This is a genomic window from Methylobacterium hispanicum (assembly GCF_022179285.1).
Classification (GTDB): domain Bacteria; phylum Pseudomonadota; class Alphaproteobacteria; order Rhizobiales; family Beijerinckiaceae; genus Methylobacterium; species Methylobacterium hispanicum.
This window is the reverse complement of sequence record NZ_BPQO01000038.1, coordinates 10,918-31,098: the sequence shown is the minus strand read 5'-3', so window position 1 is coordinate 31,098 and position 20,181 is coordinate 10,918. Positions and strand designations below refer to the sequence as shown.

Here is a 20,181-nt window from a genome sequence, read left to right as displayed (position 1 = left end):
TTGGCTTCGAATTTAATCCTCCGGCTTTCGCAGCTGCCTTCCAACGTCGCAGCCCGAAAACGGGGAGGCCCATGCGAACCTTCGACGTCGCCGTCATCGGTGGTGGGATCAACGGCTGCGGCATCGCCCGCGACGCGGCGGGGCGCGGCTACTCGGTCGCGCTTACAGAGCAGAACGACCTCGGCAGCGGGACCTCGTCCTGGTCGACGAAGCTGATCCACGGCGGCCTGCGCTACCTCGAGCACTACGAGTTCCGCCTCGTGCGCGAGGCGCTGGCGGAGCGCGAGGTGCTCTGGAGCATCGCACCCCACATCGTGCGTCCCCTGCGCTTCGTGCTGCCGCTGCACGCGGGTCTGCGCCCGGCCTGGCTGCTGCGCGCCGGCCTGTTCCTCTACGACCATCTCGGCGGCCGCAAGCGGCTGCCCGCCACGCGCCCGGTAGACCTCACCGGCCCCCTCGGCGCTCCCCTTAAGGCGGCGTTCCGGCGGGGCTTCGAGTATTCCGACGCGCGTGTGGACGATACGCGCCTCGTCGTTCTCAACGCGCGTGACGCCGAGGTGCGGGGCGCCGAGATCGCGGTGCGCAGCCGCGTCGTCTCGGCCCGCCGGGTGGGCAGCATGTGGCGCATCGTCCGGCGCGACCTCCGGTCCGGCCGGGAGGAGGAGATCGCCGCGCGCTTCCTCGTCAACGCGGCCGGCCCCTGGGTCGACCGGGTGATCCAGGGGCCCCTCGGACGGAGCGAGGCCCGGCACGTGCGCCTCGTCCAGGGCTCGCACATCGTGGTGCGCCGGCTCTACGAGCACGACCGGGCCTTCATCTTCCAGAACGCGGACGGCCGCATCATCTTCGCCATCCCGTACGCGAACGGCACCACGCTCGTGGGCACCACCGATCGCGACTTCTCCGGCGATCCGGCGGATGCGGCGATCACCGAGGAGGAGACCGACTATCTCCTGCGCGCGGCCAGCGAGTACTTCGCCGAGCCGCTGCGCCGCGCGGACATCGTCTGGTCCTTCTCGGGCGTGCGCCCGCTCTTCGACGACAACGCCTCCACGGCGCAGGAGGCGACGCGCGACTACGTTCTCAAGACGGAGGGCGGGCCCGGCGAGGCGGCTCTGCTCAACATCTTCGGCGGCAAGATCACGACCTACCGCAAGCTCGCCGAGGACGCCCTCGCGGAGATCGGCCGCCAGCTCGGGGCACGGGGGCGCTCCTGGACAGGGACCAGTCCGCTTCCCGGCGGCGACTTCCCGGTGGACGGGGTCGCCGAACTGGAAGCCGCCCTCGCGCGCGCGGCACCCCGGCTCGCGGCCTCCACGGTCGAGCGCCTGGTGGCGGCCTACGGGACCGATGCGTTGCGCATCGCCGCGGATCTCGGGCCCGACCTCGGCCACGGGCTTCACGCGGGCGAGCTGCGCTGGATGGTCGAGCGGGAATGGGCGCGCACCGTCGAGGACGTGCTCTGGCGCCGGTCGAAGCTCGGCCTCGCCTTCTCGGCCGACGAGGTCGCGGCGTTGCGGACGACGATGGCCACCCTGACGGGCTCGCTCGACGACGCCGCGACCGGTCCCGCGACGGCTGCCGGCTGAGGTGGCTCCGAGGCACGAGCCTGCGACAGGACTCGAAGACGGCGGCCCGGCCTCGGCCGGAGACACGCCAAACCCGAAGGGGGAAACGATGTTGCGACGAGACGATGCCGCGCGGTGGCGGCGCAGGGCGAGGCCTGACCTGCTGATCGCGTGCCTGCCGGGGGGGCCGGGTACCGGTCGCCGCTGCGCGGCGAGGCTGGCCGCCGAGGGCGGCCCCGAGGGCAGCCACCGGCCCCATTCCGCGACCCTGCCGCCCGGGGCCGGTCACGGCCTCGCACACGGGGGCGCACGATGATCGGCTTCCTCGCGCCCGCCGCGCACCGGCCGCTGATCCCGCCGGACCGCATCGATCCGACCTACCGCCGGCTGCGGTGGCAGATCTTCGCGGGCATCTTCCTGGGCTATGCGGGCTACTACCTGCTGCGCAAGAACTTCTCTCTGGCCATGCCCTATCTCGTCGAGCAGGGCTACAGCCGCGGCGAGCTCGGCACCGCCCTATCGGCCGTGGCCATCGCCTACGGCCTGTCCAAGTTCCTCATGGGCCTGGTCTCGGACCGATCCGATTCCCGCTACTTCCTGCCCATCGGCCTCGTGCTCTCGGCGCTGGTGATGTTCCTGTTCGGCTTCGCGCCCTGGGCGACCTCCAGCGTGAGCATCATGTTCGTGCTGCTCTTCCTCAACGGCTGGTTCCAGGGGATGGGCTGGCCGCCGAGCGGGCGCACGATGGTGCACTGGTGGTCGCAGAAGGAGCGTGGCGGCGTCGTCTCGGTCTGGAACGTGGCGCACAACGTCGGGGGCGGCCTGATCGGTCCGTTGTTCCTGCTCGGTCTCGCGTGGTTCAACGACTGGCACGCGGCCTTCTACGTTCCCGCGACGGTGGCCCTCGGCGTGGCGGTCTTCGCCTTCCTGACCATGCGGGACACGCCGCAATCCTGCGGCCTGCCCTCGGTCGAGACCTGGAAGCAGGATTATCCGGAAGGGTACGACGCGAACCACGAGCGCGAGTTCTCGACGCGGGAGATTTTCGTCGAGCACGTGCTGAAGAACCGGCTGCTCTGGTACATCGCCTTCGCCAACGTGTTCGTCTACCTGCTGCGCTACGGCGTGCTGGACTGGGCTCCCACCTACCTGAAGGAGGCCAAGCACTTCTCTGTCGACAAGACCTCCTGGGCCTATTTCCTGTACGAGTGGGCCGGCATCCCGGGCACCCTTCTCTGCGGCTGGTTGTCCGACAAGCTGTTTCGCGGCAACCGCGGCGCCACCGGCGTCGTGTTCATGGTCGGCGTCCTGATCGCGACGCTGGTCTACTGGCTCAACCCCGAAGGCAATCCGGGCATCGACCTCGCGGCGCTGATCTGCATCGGCTTCCTGATCTACGGTCCGGTGATGCTGATCGGCCTGCAGGCCCTGGAACTGGTGCCCAAGAAGGCCGCCGGAACGGCGGCCGGGTTCACGGGGCTGTTCGGCTACCTGGGCGGCTCTGTGGCGGCCAGTGCGCTGGTCGGCTACACGACGGACCATTATGGCTGGAACGGCTGCTTCGTCCTCCTGCTGTCCGCCTGCGTTCTCGCGATCGTCTTCCTGGCTCTGACCTTGAGGCACGACGGCGCTGCCGCCAAGCGACACGCCTGACGATCGGCTGCGCGTACCGAGCCGCTCGGTACGCGCAGCCATCGCACGGGTTCGGCGTCCTGCCCGCGCGGGGTCTTCGTGCAGCGTCGACGGCGCCGCGGGCAGCGACCTGTGTCCTACCCTCGGCACGATCAGGCTGCCCGGGGCAGGGTCCGGCCGATGGCGTGCCGAGCCGCGCGCAACCGCTCTCCGCGTCACCCGTTGTTCGCCACGAGGGATAGGGAGACGGCTAATGAAATGGACAGCGGCCTTCGCGCCGGCGCCGGGTGGCGCCAGCCCGGCGCTCGCCGAACTGTCGGAGGCGGACTGGATACCCGTCGATCAAGTCAAGCAGAGGCTCAGGGAAGCAGGTCATACCCGCATCACCGCATCGAGGCCGACGACGGCCGCTGGAAGGGTGAGTGGGTCAGGAACGGCGTGACGATGGAGTTTCACGCCGGTCTCGAAACAGGAGCGATCACGAAGGAGAAGCCGGATAAGGACTGACCGCACAGGATCGGAGGCTCGTCATCGCAGTTCGGCCTCTCGGGCATGAAGCGGAAAAAGGGCACGGCGTTTCTCGTCGCGGTGCGGCAGAAGCGCGAGGCCGTGCGGGTCTATGCCGTCATCGCCCATTCCGAGACCGACGCGCTGGATCGGATGCGGGCCCTGGCGATCGACGGCATGCAGGTTGAGATCACAGGTTCCCTCTCGCGGGATCTGGTCCGTCGCCTAGATCTGAAGCCCAGCGAGATACGCCTCATCTGAGTGTCGCGATCCGAACAAACGAGCGAAGGGGGAGCTGAATGCTGGGTTGGTTTCGGGCGCTGATGCCGCGCGAGGACCGCTTTTTCGACCTCTTCGCCCGCCACTCCAAGACCCTGATCGCCGGAGCCGAGGCGCTTCAGGGGGTTCTGAAGGGCGGCGAGGACGTCCCGCGCTACTGCCAGATCATCGTCGACCGGGAGCAGGAGGCGGACGCGATCACCGCCGAGGTGCTGCTCGCCGTGCGACGCAGCTTCATCACGCCGTTCGACCGCGGCGACATCAAGGACCTGATCCAGTCGATGGACGACGCCATCGACCAGATGAACAAGACCGTGAAGACCATCGCGCTCTACGAGGTGCGCAGCTTCGATCCGCTGATGCGGGAGATGGGCGAGACCGTGCTCGAGGCCGCCCGGCTCACCGCCGAGGCGGTACCGCTTCTCAACGCGGTTGGAACTCATGCCTCCCGCATCAGCGCGCTGACGGAGGCGATCACCCGCGTCGAGGGCCGCTCTGACGCGCTTCAGGAGCGTGGCCTGAAGGCCCTCTACCAGGCGCACCGCAAGGACGGCGGCGACGGCGACACCATGGCCTACATCATCGGCGCCGAGATCTACGGGCACTTGGAGGACGTCGTCGATCGCTTCGAGGACGTCGCCAACGAGATCAGCGGCATCGTGATCGAGAACGTGTGATCTGCATGGACGCCGTCTCGCTCGCGCTCCCCGCTCTGGCCGGCCTCATCGCGGTCGCGCTGTTCTTCGACTTCCTCAACGGTCTGCACGATGCGGCGAACTCCATTGCCACCATCGTGTCGACCCGTGTGCTGCGGCCGCAATACGCGGTTCTGTGGGCCGCCTTCTTCAACTTCATCGCGTTCCTGTTCTTCGGCCTTCACGTCGCGCAGACGCTCGGCACCGGCATCGTCGATGCGGGCATCATCGATCCGCGGGTGATCCTGAGCGCGCTGGTGGGCGCCATCGCGTGGAACATCGCCACCTGGGTGCTCGGAATCCCGTCGAGCAGCTCACACGCGCTGGTCGGGGGCCTCGTCGGGGCCGGCATGGCGAAGGCGGGCCTCGACGTGGTGGTCTGGGCCGGCCTGCTGAAGACGGTCGCCGCCATCGTGCTCTCCCCGCTCCTCGGCTTTCTGCTGGCGCTCCTGCTCGTCCTCATCGTGTCCTGGAGTTGCCGACGGGCGACGCCCTTCGCGGTCGATAGAAGCTTCCGGGTCCTGCAATTCGTCTCGGCCTCGCTCTACTCCCTCGGGCACGGGGGCAACGACGCTCAGAAGACCATGGGGATCATCGCGGTGCTGCTCTACTCGCAGGGCCATCTGGGCGGCACGTTCCACGTGCCGCTCTGGGTGGTGCTGGCCTGCCAATCAGCGATGGCGCTCGGGACCTTGTTCGGCGGCTGGCGCATCGTGCACACGATGGGCTCGAAGATTACCCGGTTGAACCCGATGCAGGGCTTCTGCGCCGAGACCGGGGGCGCGATGACGCTGTTTCTGGCGACATGGCTCGGCGTGCCGGTCTCGACCACGCACACCATCACGGGCGCGATCGTCGGCGTTGGCGCCGCCCGACGGACCTCGGCGGTGCGCTGGGGCGTGGCCGGCAACATCGTGATCGCCTGGGTGGTGACACTTCCCGCGGCGGGCCTCATCGCAGCAATCTGCCATGGGTTGATTACGCTGCTTGTCTGAACGTGGCTACGCCTACCGCTCAGGGCCTGAGCCAAGCAGTCTGAAACGCTAGACATGCTCGCCGGTGCGGCCGAAAGCACTGTATCTTCGTCGATTCGGAAGTGAGCCATGGACGTCATCGCCAACCCGATCGAAGCAGACGGCACTGAGTGGACCCTATACGATTGCTCTGGCCACCATCTCGGCCTGATCCTAGAGTCAGCTTGGCCGAACGAGTCCTTTGTGATTCTACCGGAGCGTGGATGCCGTCTCGATGGCATTCCTGCCTTCCATGCTTCGTTGAATAACGTCCTGACTGCGATTGAGCACCACGTCGATGGCACGTGTGGGCTTGTCCGGAGCTCAGCGCACCAATGTACGCCCCACCTCTTCGCGATAGGCTGAGGCTATAACAGCCGCTTCTGGTGCCCAACGGCTGGCGCCTCCGCTCCCGTAACACCAAGATGGGATGCGTCTGCGATCAACGGCGGTCAGGTCCGTTGCACCTTTTCGCCGATGGCTGCTCATCCACTTCATCCGGACCTTCGGAAAAGGCGACCCTAACATCTGCAAGGAGTCAAGAGTTCGCCCTAGTCTTGTTTGGTTGCGCACCAATCCTGGGTGGTCTCTGCAGCGGCGGCCTGGGATCAAGAAGGATCGGGACTCTACCGTTCCCGCCACGCCTTGGCGATCTGATCGGTGAGCGGCTTGGTGAGGTAGCTGAGCACTGAGCGCTCACCGATCTGCAGGAAAGCCTCGACGGGCATGCCCGGTACTAGCCTCAGGCTGCCGAGACGCGCCCGCTCGGCCTCCGCGACGCCGATGCGAACCGTGTAGTAGCTCAGTCCGGTCTTGGGATCCTGGCTCACGTCGGCCGAGACGCGGGTCACCTGACCGTCGATCTCAGGTGTTGTGCGCTGATTGAAGGCAGAAAAGCGCAGCACCGCTCGCTGATCGAGCTGGACGCTGTCGATGTCCTGCGGCTGGATCCGGACCTCGACGGCGAGCTGGTCGGAGGAGGGCACGATCAGCATAGCGGGCTCGGACGGTATCACGAGGCCGCCGACCGTATGCACGGTCATTTGGTGCACCACCCCGTCCTGCGGCGCGCGCAGGTCCACACGCTTCAGTTGGTCCTCGGCCGCCACCCGCTTCTCGACGAGCTCCGACCGCTTGGCCCGGATCTCCGAGAGGTCCTTGCCGACTTCGGTCCGCATATCGCCGTCGACTTGTAGGATCTGCAGCTGCGTCTCGGTGATCTTGCCACGGGCCGCCGCGGTCGAGGCCGTGAGCTGGCCGCGCTCGCCCTCAAGCCTCGCAGCGTCGCGTTCCAGCGCGGTCACCCGCGCGTAGGGCACGAGGTTCTTCTCGTAGAGTTCGCGCACGCCCTTGAGCTCCGTGCCGATCAGCGCGATCTCGCGCGTCTTGGCGCCAGCCTGCTCGGTCAGCCCGGTGATCTCCTGTCGCAGCTGGGCGACGCGCTCGCGGAGCTGGGCTTTCTGGCCCTCGCGCCCGCTGAGCCGGGCGGCGAAAAGCCGCCGCTCGCCCTCCAGCAGGTTGGCGACCGTGCGGTCGTAGCCGGCGCGGGCGGAGAGATCCTCCGGGAAGGCGATCGCCGCCGCTCCATCCCGCTCTGCCTCGTCGCGGGCCTGGCGCGCGGCGAGCTCGTCGAGCGCCTTCAGCACGATGTCGAGGCCCGCCCGCGTCTGGGTCTCGTCGAGGCGCACCAGCACCTCGCCGGCTTGGACGCGCGCGCCTTCTCGCACCCGCAGCTCGCCGACGACGCCGCCGGTCGGGTGCTGGACCTTCTTCACCTCGGACTCGACCACGAGCTGGCCGGGCGCGATCACCGCGCCGGCGATCTGGGTCAGCACCGCCCAGGAGCCGACCCCGAGGACGAGCGCGCTCGACAGCCCGAGCGCCTGTGCGAGGTGGCGGCGGATCGCGGCCTGGGCGCGCGGGCGCGGCGGTCCGGGACGGGCGGTCGGATCGAGCAGGAGGGTGGCCGGGCCGGCCGGGTTGAGACTCGCGGCCATCAGGCGCTCTCCTGCAGGACAGGGACCGGCGCGGGGGCCGGAATGGGATTGGATTCGGGCTCGGGCACGATGGTCGGCGGCGGGGCGGGCGCCGGGCGCAGTACGCGTCGGAAGACCTCGTCCTTCGGGCCGAAGGCCTGAGCGCGACCTTCGGCCATCATCAGCACGAGGTCGACGGCGGCGAGCGCGCTCGGGCGATGGGCCACCACCACGCAGATGCCGCCCCGGCGGCGCACGCCCAGGATCGCCTCGGTCAGCGCCGCCTCGCCCTCGTTGTCGAGGTTGGCGTTGGGCTCGTCCAGCACGACGAGGAACGGGTTGCCGTAGAGCGCGCGGGCGAGGCCGATCCGCTGGCGCTGGCCGGCGGACAGGCCCGCGCCGCCTTCCCCGATCCGGGTGTCGTAGCCCTCGGGCAAGCGCAGGATCAGCTCGTGTGCGCCCGCCGCCTCCGCGGCCGCGATCACCGCCGCGGGATCGGGCTCCGGCTCGAAGCGACCGATATTGTCCGCGATCGTGCCGGCGAACAGCTCGGCTTCCTGCGGCAGGTAGCCGAGATGGCGTCCGAGGTCCGCGCTCGACCACTGGTCGAGGGCCGCCCCGTCGAGGCGGACCTTCCCGCGCCCCGGTGGCCAGACCCCCACGAGGGCGCGCACGAGCGAGGACTTGCCCGAGGCCGAGGGGCCGATCACCCCCAGCGCCTGGCCGGCCTTCAGCACGAAGCCGAGATCCTGCACCACGAGCCGCATCGTGCCGGGCGGGGCGACGCTGATGCCCTCGACCGCGAGTTCCCGGGCCGGCGCCGGCAGGGCGTGGGGCTGCCCTGAGGCCGGGATGCGGGCGAACAGCTCGGCGAGACGGCCCCAGGCCTGACGGGCCTGGACGAAGCCCTTCCAGTTGGCGATGGCGAGCTCGGCCGGCGCGAGAGCCCGCGAGACCAGGATGGAGGCGGCGATGATCACGCCGGAGCTCGCCTCGCCCCGGATGACGAGCCAGGCGCCCAGCGCCAGCACGCCCGATTGCAGGGCCATGCGGAAGACCTTCGAGACGGCGCCGAGGCCGCCCGCGACGTCGGCCACGCGGGCCTGCGCGTCCATGTACGCGCGGTTGGCCACGGCCCAGCGGGCGGAGAGCCGGCTCTGCATGCCGAGGGCTGCCAGCACCTCGGCGTTGCGCCGTCCGGCCTCGGCGAGCCCGTTGCGGCGCAGGCCGTGCCCAGTCGCGGCCTGCGCCGGCTCCCGAGTGGTGCGCTCGGTGGTGAAGGTGATCAGCGCGAGCACGCAGGCGCCGCCGAGAGCCGCCAGCCCGATCAGCGGGTGAAACAGAACGCAGACCGCGAGATAGATCGGGATCCAGGGCAGGTCGAAGAGGGCGCCGGGGCCGGCGCCCGCCAGGAAGGCACGGACCTGATCGAGGTCGCGCAGGGGAAGCAGGCCGTCGCCCGGGGGGGCGCCCTTCAGGGGTGCGCGCACGACGAGGTCGAAGACCCGGGCCGAGAGCGCCTCGTCGAGGCTTGCCCCGACCCGGGCGAGCACGCGGGCGCGCAGCGTCTCGAGCGCGCCCTGGAAGCCGTAGAGAACGAGGGCCAGCACCATCAGGCCGACGAGCGTCGGTATCGAGCGGCTCGGGATGACCCGGTCGTAAACCTCCAGCATGAAGAACGAGCCGGTGAGATAGAGCAGGTTGACGAGCCCGCTCATCAGGGCGGTCCCCAGGAAGGCGGTCCGGCACGGTGCCAGCGCCGCCGCGAGTTCGGCACGTCCCTGTTTGGCGATCACGGTACACTCTCGAACGCTGAGGGGATGGGAGGTGGTCGATGGCTTCGGACGCGGCATCCGAGCCGCGCGGGGTCCCCGCGCCCCTGCGGGAGAGGGGGCCCGCGCCGCGTCCGGCGAAGGATGCACCGGTGTCGAGCGTCACCGATGCCGAGTGGGGGGCGCGCCCGGCGACCGGGCGCGCCCGCCTCAGGCCAGCGCGCGGCCCTCCTGCAGCCCGTACTGGATGTAGTGGGCGAGCGGATCGATGCCGGCCGCCGCCACGTCGGGGTTGCGCGCCAGGTAGGCATCGGTGTCGAACGCGGCGCTCGGGTTGCGGCCCTCGTGCCATCCCACCTCCTGGTAGTGGAGCAGCGGGTTTTCGCCGGTCGCGGCGACGTCCGGGTTCTGCTGGAGGTAGAAGGCCGTGTCGAAGAGCGCGTTCGGATTCCGCGCCTCCGCCGCCCCGTAGTTCAGGTAGTGCTGGAGGGCGTAGCTCTCCGGGGTCACGCCCGCCGGGACCGAGGCCGCGACGTCCCGGTTCTGTGCGAGGTAGAAGCTCGCGTCGAACCCGCCGATCGCCGGGTTGGGCCCGTCGCTCTCCCCGGCGTAGACGGTGCGGCCCTCGGCCCGGCCGAAGTTCAGGTAGTGGGCGAGCGCCCCGGAGCCTGAAGCCGCCACGTCCGGGTTCGAGTGCAGATAGGCCTCGGCCGAGAAGTCCGCGCCGGGGCTGCGCCCCTCCCGCTCGCCGGATTGCAGGTAGTGTTCGAGCGGGTTGACGCCGGCGGCGGCGACGTCCGGGTTCTCGGCGAGGTACTGGCCGGTCCGGAAGTAGGCGTTCGGGTCGCGCCCCTCGTGCCAGCCGAAGACCGCGTAGTGCAGGTCGGCATCGACATGCGCCTGCCAGACGTCGAGGTTCTTCGCGTAGTAATAGATGTCATCGACGAGGCGGTTGCCGTCGTTGTTCTGGATCTGCCCGTCGGTGAAGTTCAGCGTGTCGATGCCGCTGACGTCGGTGACGACGCCGTCCGGTCCGACGAGGACCAGGGCCTCGCCCGCGAGCCCCACCTTCGCCTGCGTGAAGGAGAAGTCGAAGCTGGCGCTCGCCTGCGGGCGCACGCCGTCGAGCTGGATGTCGAGGGTGGACTCGGCGGTGCGACCCGCGGCATCCGCCGCCGTGTAGGTGAAGTGCTGGCGGTCGCCGAAGCCGACCGGCAGGTTGTTGGCTCCGATAGCCTGGTAGCTGTAGCTGCCGTCCGCCGACACCGTCAGGGTGCCGAAATCCGTCACCACCCGGGCCGCGCCCTCGCTGGGCACCGCGACCGTGAGCCCGTCGGAGAACCGCACCGCCGTTACCTGCAGGCCGCCGCCCGCATCGTTCGCCAGCAGGTTGCCCGTGATGGCGGGCGCGTGCGTCACCGTCTGGTTGAGGTCCGCAACGAGGGCCGGGCCGCCCTCTTCGCCGAGGCCGGAGCCGGGCGGCGTCACGCCGCCGTCGCCTGTCCCGCCGCCCGTTCCGTCGCCCGGGGTCGTATCGATCACCAGCGTGACCGGTCCGGCGGCCGGACCGCGGTTGCCGGCCGTGTCGACGGCCGTCACGGTGACGCCGTAGCTGCCGTCGGCGAGCGTCGGAGCCTCGACGGTCCAGCGGCCGTCCGAGCCGACGACGCCGGTGACGACGACCGGCGTGGTCGGCGTGTCGATGACGACCTCGACCGTCGTACCGGGCTCGGCCGTGCCGGTGAGCGCCGGCGTCGGGTCGGCGACGCTGCCGCCGGTCTGGCCCACGGCGCCCTCCAGGACGGGAGCCGTCGGCACCACCGTGTCGATGGTGATCGGCAGCGCCTGCGAGGGGGCCGAGGCCGTCCCCGCGCCGTCGGCCGTCGTGGCGACGAGGCTGTAGGTCCCATCCGCCAGCGCCGGCAGGGCGACCTGCCAGGACCCGTCGGCGCCGACCGTGCCGGTGACCGAGCGCGGATTGCCGGCATCGGTGAAGGCGATCGTCACGGAGGAGCCGGGCGTGCCGGTGCCGAAGACCGTGGGCGTCGCGTCGGCGGTGACGCCGTCGCCCGGGGTTCCGGTATCGTCCTGAATGCCGGCGATCACCGGCGTCGCCGGTGCGGGGGGCGGCGTGACGACCCCGCCACCGTCACCGCCTGCGCTGCCACCATCTCCTCCGCCACCGTTGCCGCCTCCGCCGCCCGGCTGGGCGCCGACGACCACCGCATTGCCGTTGGCCGAGGCGATGTTGCCAGCGACGTCGGAAACAGTGACCGAGGCGGTCACCGTGCCGCTGAGCGTCGACAGGTCGGCCGTGTAGGCGCCGTCCGCGGCGACGTTCGCGGTGACGGTGCGGGTGCCGTCCGTGAAGGTGACGACGGCCGCCGCGTCCGCGTCGAGCCCCGTCAGGGTGAAGGTCGCCGCCGCGGCCTCGTCCGGATCGAGCACGCCGTCCGCCGTCCCGTCGAGGCTGAGCGCGACCGCCGGCAGGCTGTCGGCCACCGTGTCGATCGTCAGCCGCAGGGCGTCCGCCGTGGCGCTCGCGAGCGCGCCGTCGGCGCTCCGGGTCGTCACCGAGAAGACGTAGGTTCCGTCGGCCAGCGTCGGCACGGCGAGGCTCCAGGTGCCGTCCGGTGCGACGTTGCCGGTGAGCGCGGGCGCCCCCGGGGCGCCGTCGTAGCGCACCTCGACGGTCCCGTTCGGGATGCCCGTGCCGGTGAGCGTCGGTGTCGCGTCGCGGGTGATGCCGTCACCGGGCACGCCGGTATCGTCGGTGAAGCCCGTGATGGTCGGCGGCGCGGCGCTCGGGCCGACCGCCACCGGACGCGTGGCCGGGACCAGGCTCGCGAGATTGCCCGCCGCGTCCGCGATGTCAGAGCCCTGCGCGAGCCCGAGGCTCAGGGTGCCGGTCCCGGTGACCCCTGTCACGGTGACCGTGTAGCTGCCGCCCGAGCCCGTGACCGCGGAGATCGTGCCCGCGGCCCCGTTCGTGCCGGTGAGCACGAAATCCTCGACGCCGACACCCGAGACGCCCTCGGGGAAGCTCACGGCGACCGTGAAGCTCTGCGCCGCCGGGCCGCCCGCGGCGTCGGCCACGGCCGTGCCGGCCGGCACCGTCGCGTCGATGCGGATCGGGAAGGGATCGCTCGCCGGGCCGGCATTGCCGGCGGCGTCGATCGCCACCGCCGTCGCCGCGTAGGCCCCGTCCGCCAGCGCCGGGAGGGTCGCCGTCCAGGCACCGCCCGCGTCGGCCTGCGCCTCCACCGTCACCGGGCCGGCCGGCGTGCCGACCGTGACGCGGATCGTGGTGCCGGGATCGGCCCCGCCGGAGAGCGTCGGCGTCGTGTCGGACGTGAGCCCGTCGCCCGGCAGGCCGGTATCCTCCGCCAGGGCCGCGATGACCGGCGCGCCGGGCAGGCCGGTCGCGACGGTGAGCGATCCGCCCGGGACGGTGCCCACGTTGCCCGCGGCGTCGCTCAGGCCGAGCGTCGCGTTCACCGTCCCGCTGAAGCCGCTGAGATCGACCGTGTAGGTGCCGTCTGCGCCCACGGTCTCGCTCGTCTGGCGGATGCCGTCCGTGAACGTGACCGTGCCGGTGGTGCCGGGATCGAGCCCCGCCACCGTGAAGCCGACCGCGCCGGCCTCCGCGCCGTTGATGACGCCGTCCGCCGTGGCGTCGAGGCCGAGCGTGGCCGTGGGGGCGCTGTCCAGCGTGCGGTCGATCGTCAGCGCGAGCGGGCCGGAGGTGCCGATCGCGCCGCCGTCGGCGGCCGTCAGGGTCGCGGTGATGCTGTAGAATCCGTCCGCGAGGGCCGGCAGGGCGACGGTCCAGGTTCCGTCGGCCGCCACCGCGCCGGTGGCCGTGACGGCCGCGCCCGCGGCGATGGCGGTCAGCGTCACGGTCGCGCCGGGGGCGCCGATGCCCCGGATCGTCGGCGTGTTGTCGTTCGTGACGTTGTCGCCGGGCACGCCGGTATCGTCGCTGTAGCCCGTGATCACCGGCTGGACCGGCGGGATGCCGGTGACGTCGCGGCTCGCCGGGACCAGGGTCGCGGCGTTGCCCGCGAGGTCGGCGATGTCCGAGGCCGGGGCGAGGCCCAGCGTCAGGATGCCCGAGCCGGTGACGCCCGCTACGGTGACGGTGTAGCTGCCGCCGGAGCCGGTGACGCCCGTGATGGTGCCGGCAGCACCGTTCGTGCCTGTGAGCAGGAAGTCGTCGACACCGACCCCGGTGACGGCCTCGGGGAAGCTGACCGTGTAAGTGAAGCTCGCGACCGCCGGGCCGTCCGCCGTGCTGGCGGATGCGGTGCCCGCTGGTGCCACGGTGTCGAGCGCGAGGGTCGGTCCGGTCACGGTGGCGGTGGTGCCGGCCGGTCCGGTCAGCACCAGGCTCGTGCTCACCGGGCCCGTCAGCCCGGACAGGTCGGCGGCGTAGCTGCCGTCGGCGACGACCGGCACGGTGACGGTGGTGCCGCCGGCGCTGAAGCTGGCGCTCGCCGTGGTGCCCGTGTCGAGGCCGGTCACCGTGAAGGCCGTGGCCGCGGCCTCGGCGGCGTTGATGACGCCGTCCGCCGTGGTGGCGACCGTGAGGGTGGCGGTCGGCGGCGCATCGATTCCGGGGTCGATCAGCAGGCTGACCGCGGCCGAGGCCGGCCCGGTGTTGCCGGCCACGTCTCGGGCGGTGGCGGTGAGGCTCGCGGTGCCCGCCGGCAGGGCGGCGGTCGGGGTGAAGCTGAAATTGCCCACCTCGTCAGCCGCCGCGGTGCCCAGCACCGTGCCGCCGTTGGCGATGGTCACCGTGGCGTTCGGCTCGGTCGTGCCCGTGATGGTCGGCGTGGTGTCGTCCGTCGTGGCCGGCAGCCCGGTCAGGGTGGGCGCCGCGGGTGGCGTCGTGTCGATCGTCAGCGCGACCGCGGTCGAGACCGGCGAGACGTTGCCGGCCGCGTCCGTGGCGGTGGCCGTCAGGCTGTTGCCCTCCGCCGTCAGAGGCGTGGTCGGGGTGAAGCTGAAGGCGCCGTTCGCGTCCGCCACGACCGATCCGATCTCGGCCCCGTTGTTCGCGATGCTGACCGTCGCGCCGGGCTCCGCCGTGCCGCTAATGGTCGGCGTGGTGTTGTTGGTGGGTGCCGTGAAGCCCGTCAGGACCGGTGCGTCCGGCGGCGTGGTGTCGCCTCCGCCGACCGGCGGCGCCGTGATCACGACCGGCACCGCGGCCGAGGCCGTGCCGGTGTTGCCGGCGACATCCGTGGCGGTGGCGCTGAGGCTCGCGGTGCCCGCCGGAAGCGGGGCGCTCGGGGTGAAGCTGAAATTGCCCGCCGGGTCCGCGACAGCCGTGCCCAGCACCGTGGTGCCGTTGGCGATGGTCACCGTGGCGTTCGGCTCGGTCGTGCCCGTGATGGTGGGCGTGCTGTCGTCGGTAGCGGGCGGCAGCGCGCCGAGCACGGGGGGCGCCGGCGGGGTCAGATCGACCGTCAGCACCGTCTGCCCGGCCGGCGAGGTGTTGCCGGCCGCGTCCGTGGCGGTGGCCGTCAGGGTGTTGGCGCCCTCCGGCAGCGACGTCGTCGGCGTGAAGCTGAAGGTGCCGCTCGGGCCGGCCACGACCGATCCGATCTCGGCGCCGTTACTCGCGATGGTCACCGTCGCGCCGGCTTCGGCTGTGCCGGTGATGGCGGGCTGGCTCTCGTTGGTCGGATTCGGGAAGGCGGTGAGGACCGGCGCGTCCGGCGGGGTGGTGTCACCCGCGACCGGGGGCGGCGTGATCTCGAGGACGATCGTCGCGGAGGCCGGACCTGTGTTGCCAGCCACATCCGTGGCGGTGGCGGTGAGGCTGGCGGTGCCGACCGGGAGCGGCGTGGTCGGGGTGAAGCTGAAGGCGCCGCCCGCGCCGGCCACGACCGTGCCGAGCACGACGTTGCCGTTGAGCACCGTGACGGTGGCGCCGGCCTTGGCCGTGCCGGTGATGGTCGGCGTCGTGTCGCCGGTCGTGGCCGGCAGGGGATCGACGGCCGGGGCCGGCGGTGGGGTGAGATCAACGCGGAGCGGCGTCTGCGCTGCGAGCGAGACGTTGCCGGCCGCATCCGTGGCGGTCGCCGTCAGGCTGTTGGCCCCCTCCGCCAGCGCCGTCGTGGGCGTGAAGCTGAAAGCGCCGTCGGTGCCGGCCACGACCGTGCCGAGTGTCGTGCCGTTGCTCGCGATCGTGACCGTGGCGCCGGCCTCCGCCGCGCCGGTGATGGTGGGCGTGGTGTCGTTGGTCGGGTTCGGGAAGGCGGTGAGAACGGGCGCGCCGGGCGCCAAGAGATCGACCGTGAGCGTGACCGGGGACGAGGCCGTGCCGGTATTGCCGGCCGCGTCGGTGGCTGTCGCCGTCAGGCTGTTGGCGCCCCCCGTCAGCGGCGTCCCGGGGGTGAGACTGAAGCGGCCGTCCGCATCGGCCAGAGCGGTCCCGATCGGGACGCCGTTGTTCAGCAGCGTCACCGTCGTGCCGGCCTCGGCCGTGCCGGTGATGAGGGGCGTCGTGTCGTTGGTGGCGTCCGGGAGGGCGGCCAGATCCGGGGCGGCCGGCGGGCTCGTGTCGATCGTCAGCGTGACCGGGCTGGATGCGGCCGAGACGTTGCCGAGCGCGTCCGCGGCGGTCGCCGTCAGGCTGAGGGTCTCGTCCGGCAGCGGCGCGGCCGGCGTGAAGCTGAAGGCGCCGTTGGCGTCGGCGATCGCCGTGCCCAGCACGGTGCCGTTGTTGGCGATGGTCACCGTGGCGCCGACCTCGGCCGTACCGGTGATGGTCGGTGTGGTGTCGCTGGTGCTGCCCGGCGCGGTGGTGATCACTGGGGCCGCCGGCGCGGCCGAGTCGACGGTGACCGCGATGCCCGTGGAGGCCGGCGAGGTGTTGCCGGCGAGATCCGTGGCGGTCGCCGTAAGCGTGCTGGTGCCCTGCGGCAGCGGCGTGGTCGGTGTGAAGCTGAAGCTGCCGCTGCCGTCGGCCACCGCCGTGCCGAGCACGGTGGTGCCGTTGGCGATGGTCACAGTGGTGCCGGCCTCCGCCGTGCCGGTGATGGCGGGCGTGGTGTCGTTGGTGGGCGTCGGGAAGGTGTCGAGCACGGGGGCGGCCGGGGCGGTCGCGTCGATGGTCAGCGTGACCGAACCGGACACGGCCGAGACGTTGCCGAGCGCGTCCGCGGCGGTCGCAGTCAGCGTCAGGGTGCCGTCCGCCAGCGCGGTCGTTGGCGTGAAGCTGAAGGCGCCGTTGGTGTCGGCGACCGCGGTGCCGAGCACGGTGGTGCCGTTGGCAATGGTGACGGTGGTGCCGGCCTCCGCCGTGCCGGTGATGGCGGGCGTGTTGTCGGGGGTCAGCGCCGGGAAGGGGTTGAGCACCGGGGCGTCCGGGCCGGTCGTGTCGACGGTCAGCGTGGCCGTGACGGGGGCGGAGGTGTTGCCGGCGACGTCGGTGGCGGTCGCCGTGAGATTGTTGAGGCCTTCTGCCAGCGGGGCGGCCGGGGTGAAGGTGAAGGTGCCGTTGGTGCCGGCGACCGCGGTACCGAGGGTGGTGCCGTTGTTGGCGATGGTGACGGCGGCACCGGCCTCGGCCGTGCCGGTGATGGCGGGGGTGGCGTCGGTGCTGGCCGCGGGCGTCGTGAAGGTGGGCGCGGCGGGCGGGGCGGTGTCGATGGTGACCGTCACCGTGGCGGCGCCGGACGGATTCCCGGCCAGGTCGCGCGCGACGGCGGTGAGGGTGGTGGCGCCGTCTGTCAGCGGCGTCGTGGGGGTGAAGCTGAAGCTGCCGTCCGCGCCCGCGATGGCCGAGCCCAGGACGACGGGGCCGTTCGTGATTGTCACGACGGCGCCGACTTCGGCCGAGCCGGTGATGGTCGGCATGGTGTCGTTGGTGGGCGTCGGGAAGGCGTCCAGCACCGGCGGCGCCGGCGGCGTGGTGTCGGGCACGACCGGCGCCGTGATCGCGGTCACGACCGCGTTCGAGGCCGGGCCGGTATTGCCGGCGGCGTCCGTGGCGGTCGCCGTCAGGGTGTAGGGACCGGAGGGCAGCGGGACCTCGGGCGTGAAGGTGAAGGCGCCGTTGGCGCCGGCGACCGCGGTGCCGAGCACGGTGGTGCCGTTGGCGATGGTAACGGTGGCGCCGGCCTCCGCCGTGCCGCTGATCTCGGGCGTGTTGTCCGCGGTCGTGGCCGGCAGCGCGTTCAGCGTCGGGGCGCCGGGCGCGGCCGTGTCGATGGTTAGCGCGACCGCGGCCGAGGCCGGGCCGACATTGCCGGCCACGTCGCGCGCCGTCGCCGTCAGCGTGAGCGTCCCGTCCGCCAGCGGGGCGGTGGGCGTGAAACTGAAGGCGCCGCCGGTGTCGGCCACTGCCGTGCCTAGAACTGCGGTGCCGTTCAGGACCGTCACCGTGGCGCCGGCCTCGGCCGTGCCGGTGATGGTCGGCGTGGGGTCGCTGGTGCTGTCCGGCGCGGTCGTGATCACCGGGGCGGCCGGCGCGGCCGAGTCGACGGTGACCGCGATGCCCGTGGAGGCCGGCGAGGTGTTGCCGGCGAGATCCGTGGCGGTCGCCGTGAGCGTGCTGGTGCCCTGCGGCAGCGGCCCGGTGGGCGTGAGGGTGAAGCGGCCGTCCGCTCCAGCCACCGCGGTGCCGAGCACGGTGGCGCCGCTCGTGACCGTCACCGTGGCGCCGACCTCGGCGGTACCGGTGATGTCGGGGGTGGTGTCGCCGATGGGGCCTGTGAAGGCGGCGAGCACGGGGGCGGCCGGCGCCAGGGTGTCGATCGTGACCGGCGTGGCGGCCGAGAGGACCGAGGTGTTGCCGGCCGCGTCCGTGGCGGTGGCCGTCAGCCTCGCGGTGCCCTGCGGCAGCGGCAGGGCGGGCGTGACGCTGAAGGCGCCGTTGGCGTCGGCGATTGCGGTGCCGAGCACGGTGGTGCCGTTGAGGACCGTGACGGTGGCACCGGCCTCCGCCGTGCCGGTGATGGTCGGCGTGGTGTCGTTGGTGGGGCCTGTGAAGGCGGCCAGCACCGGGGCGGCCGGGGCGGTTGCGTCGATGGTCAGGCCGAGCGCGGCGGAGGTGGGCGAGGCGTTGCCGGCCGCGTCCGTGGCGCGGGCGGTCAGGCTGAGGGGACCGTCCGGCAGGGGCGTCGTGGGCGTAAAGCTGAAGGTGCCGTTGGAGCCGGCGACGGTTGTGCCGAGCACGGCGGTGTCGTTGAGGATGGTGACGGTGGCGCCGGCCTCCGCCGTGCCGGTGAGGGTGGGTGTGTTGTCGGTGGTGGTGCCGCCCGCTGAGGTGAAGGCGGGGACGACGGGGGCGATCGTGTCGACCCGCACGGAGGTGGCGGCGGAGGCACCGCTGACGTTCCCGGCCGCGTCGGTGGTGGTGGCGCGCAGGACGTAGGTGGCGTCAGGCAGGGGTGTGGTGGGGGTGAAGGTGTAGGTGCCGTTGGCACCCGCGACCGCGGTGCCGAGCACGGTGGTCCCGCTCAGGAGCGTGACGGTGGTGCCGGCCTCCGCCGTGCCCGTGATGGTGGGCGTGCTGTCGTTGGTCAGGGCCGGCGCCGTGACACTCGGCGCGCCGGGCGCAGCCGTGTCGATCGTCAGCGCGACGCTGGTCGAGGGAACGCTCGCGTTTCCGGCAGCATCCGTCGCGCGCGCGGTCAGGGTGTAGGTTCCGTCGGCCAGCGGTGTCGTCGGCGTGAACGCGAACTGCCCGTTGGCGCCCGCCGTGACGGTCCCGATCTGCGTCGCACCGTTGAAGATCGCGACGGTCGAGCCGACCTCGGCCGTGCCGGTGAGCGTCGGGGTGTTGTCACCAGTGACGGCAACGCCCGCACTCAGGCTCGGTGCGCCCGGGGCGTACCGGTCGTTCAAGACCACGTCGTCGATCCGGAAGCCGAGCCGACCGAGACTGAGATCGAGAAGGCTGCCGTTGAAGATCCGGACCTCGGTCAGGCCATCCCACCGGTCCCCGAAGGTGATCTGCTGATCGCCGAGCAGACCGCTGAGGTTGAGCAACTGGAACGCGTCGCCGGAGACGACCTGCACACCGTTCCTGAATCCGACGAAGTAGGTGTTGGTGGCGGCTCCGAGGAGGGTTCCGCTGTTGAAGTCCAACTGGTCGAAATCGAACTGGCCGCCGGAGGCCTGGGAGATTGACAGGTAGCCCGATCCGTCCAGGACGCCGACCTGCACGCCTGTCCCCTGGCCGGTCTGGAGTTGCGCGTCGCGGCTGAAGAGCGTGGTGAAGTTCTGGACGGCCAGGGTGCCTGTCGCCGCACCCGAATAGCTGCGCTGCGCATAGACGAAGCCGCCGAGGACGAGCGGATTGCCGGTCTGGTTGAGCGCGTTCTCGAAGGTCTGCGTGACGGCGGCCATGAGCGCATTCCCCATTCGATCGCCCGCCTTCCGGAAGCCGTGGCTTCTGCGGCGCGATACTGAGCTGAAGCGGTTGGCGTGACGTGTGTCGTGCCGGTCAAGCCTCGACAGTCCAGCCAATTTCAGAAGCAAACCTGCGTCGAGGCCGGACTAAGGAAAGTTCTCGCTCTGGAAAAGACATTTCCAAGCGGCAGAATGTTGCTGACGGACGTGCTGATGGAGCGCCTCGGCCGGTAAGCCGCTTCGCCGTGGCCATATGATCCCGCCCGAGGACGTGCTCGCCATCACGGCGTCCCGCATTCAGGGACGCACAGTGCCTGGAAAGACGGCTAGTGGCGCCGGACGTGGGACGGCATCTTCGGGGTGTCAGGCAG

General features: G+C 71.5%; 8 protein-coding genes. 5 read left to right on the top strand and 3 right to left on the bottom strand.

Features of this window, described 5'->3' with window-relative positions; genetic code table 11:
* The first annotated feature begins 71 nt into the window (after positions 1-71).
* The 5 genes from glpD (at position 72) to MFF56_RS28495 (ending at position 5,676) form a co-directional block, all read left to right on the top strand.
* Positions 72-1,589 (top strand): glycerol-3-phosphate dehydrogenase, encoded by a 1,518-nt coding sequence (gene glpD / locus MFF56_RS28515; protein WP_066927065.1) that lies wholly within the window; start codon positions 72-74, stop codon positions 1,587-1,589.
* Between the two features lie 291 nt (positions 1,590-1,880).
* Positions 1,881-3,221 carry a glycerol-3-phosphate transporter gene (glpT, locus tag MFF56_RS28510; protein WP_066927070.1) on the top strand — a complete coding sequence of 447 codons (1,341 nt, stop codon included), beginning with the start codon at positions 1,881-1,883 and terminating at the stop codon, positions 3,219-3,221.
* Between the two features lie 531 nt (positions 3,222-3,752).
* Positions 3,753-3,968 carry a hypothetical protein gene (locus MFF56_RS28505; RefSeq protein WP_066927072.1) on the top strand — a complete coding sequence of 72 codons (216 nt, stop codon included), beginning with the start codon at positions 3,753-3,755 and terminating at the stop codon, positions 3,966-3,968.
* A gap of 38 nt (positions 3,969-4,006) precedes the next feature.
* Positions 4,007-4,663: a DUF47 domain-containing protein gene (locus MFF56_RS28500; protein ID WP_066927074.1), complete on the top strand. Its 657-nt coding sequence runs from the start codon at positions 4,007-4,009 to the stop codon at positions 4,661-4,663.
* A 5-nt stretch (positions 4,664-4,668) separates the two neighbouring features.
* On the top strand, positions 4,669-5,676 hold the full coding sequence (locus MFF56_RS28495) for an inorganic phosphate transporter (protein ID WP_238231883.1): 1,008 nt from the start codon (positions 4,669-4,671) through the stop codon (positions 5,674-5,676).
* Between the two features lie 644 nt (positions 5,677-6,320).
* Here the strand turns inward: MFF56_RS28495 and MFF56_RS28490 are convergent.
* The 3 genes from MFF56_RS28490 to MFF56_RS28480 all read right to left on the bottom strand — a co-directional run bounded on the left by MFF56_RS28490 (position 6,321) and on the right by MFF56_RS28480 (position 19,807).
* Complete coding sequence (locus tag MFF56_RS28490) at positions 6,321-7,691, bottom strand: HlyD family type I secretion periplasmic adaptor subunit (RefSeq protein ID WP_066927076.1); 1,371 nt, start codon at positions 7,689-7,691, stop codon at positions 6,321-6,323.
* A complete protein-coding gene (locus MFF56_RS28485) occupies positions 7,691-9,523 on the bottom strand; it encodes a type I secretion system permease/ATPase (RefSeq protein WP_082773337.1) in 1,833 nt (610 codons plus the stop codon). The genes MFF56_RS28490 and MFF56_RS28485 overlap by 1 nt, the downstream gene beginning before the upstream one ends.
* A gap of 129 nt (positions 9,524-9,652) precedes the next feature.
* Positions 9,653-19,807: an Ig-like domain-containing protein gene (locus MFF56_RS28480; protein WP_238231881.1), complete on the bottom strand. Its 10,155-nt coding sequence runs from the start codon at positions 19,805-19,807 to the stop codon at positions 9,653-9,655.
* Between the last annotated feature and the right edge of the window lie 374 nt (positions 19,808-20,181).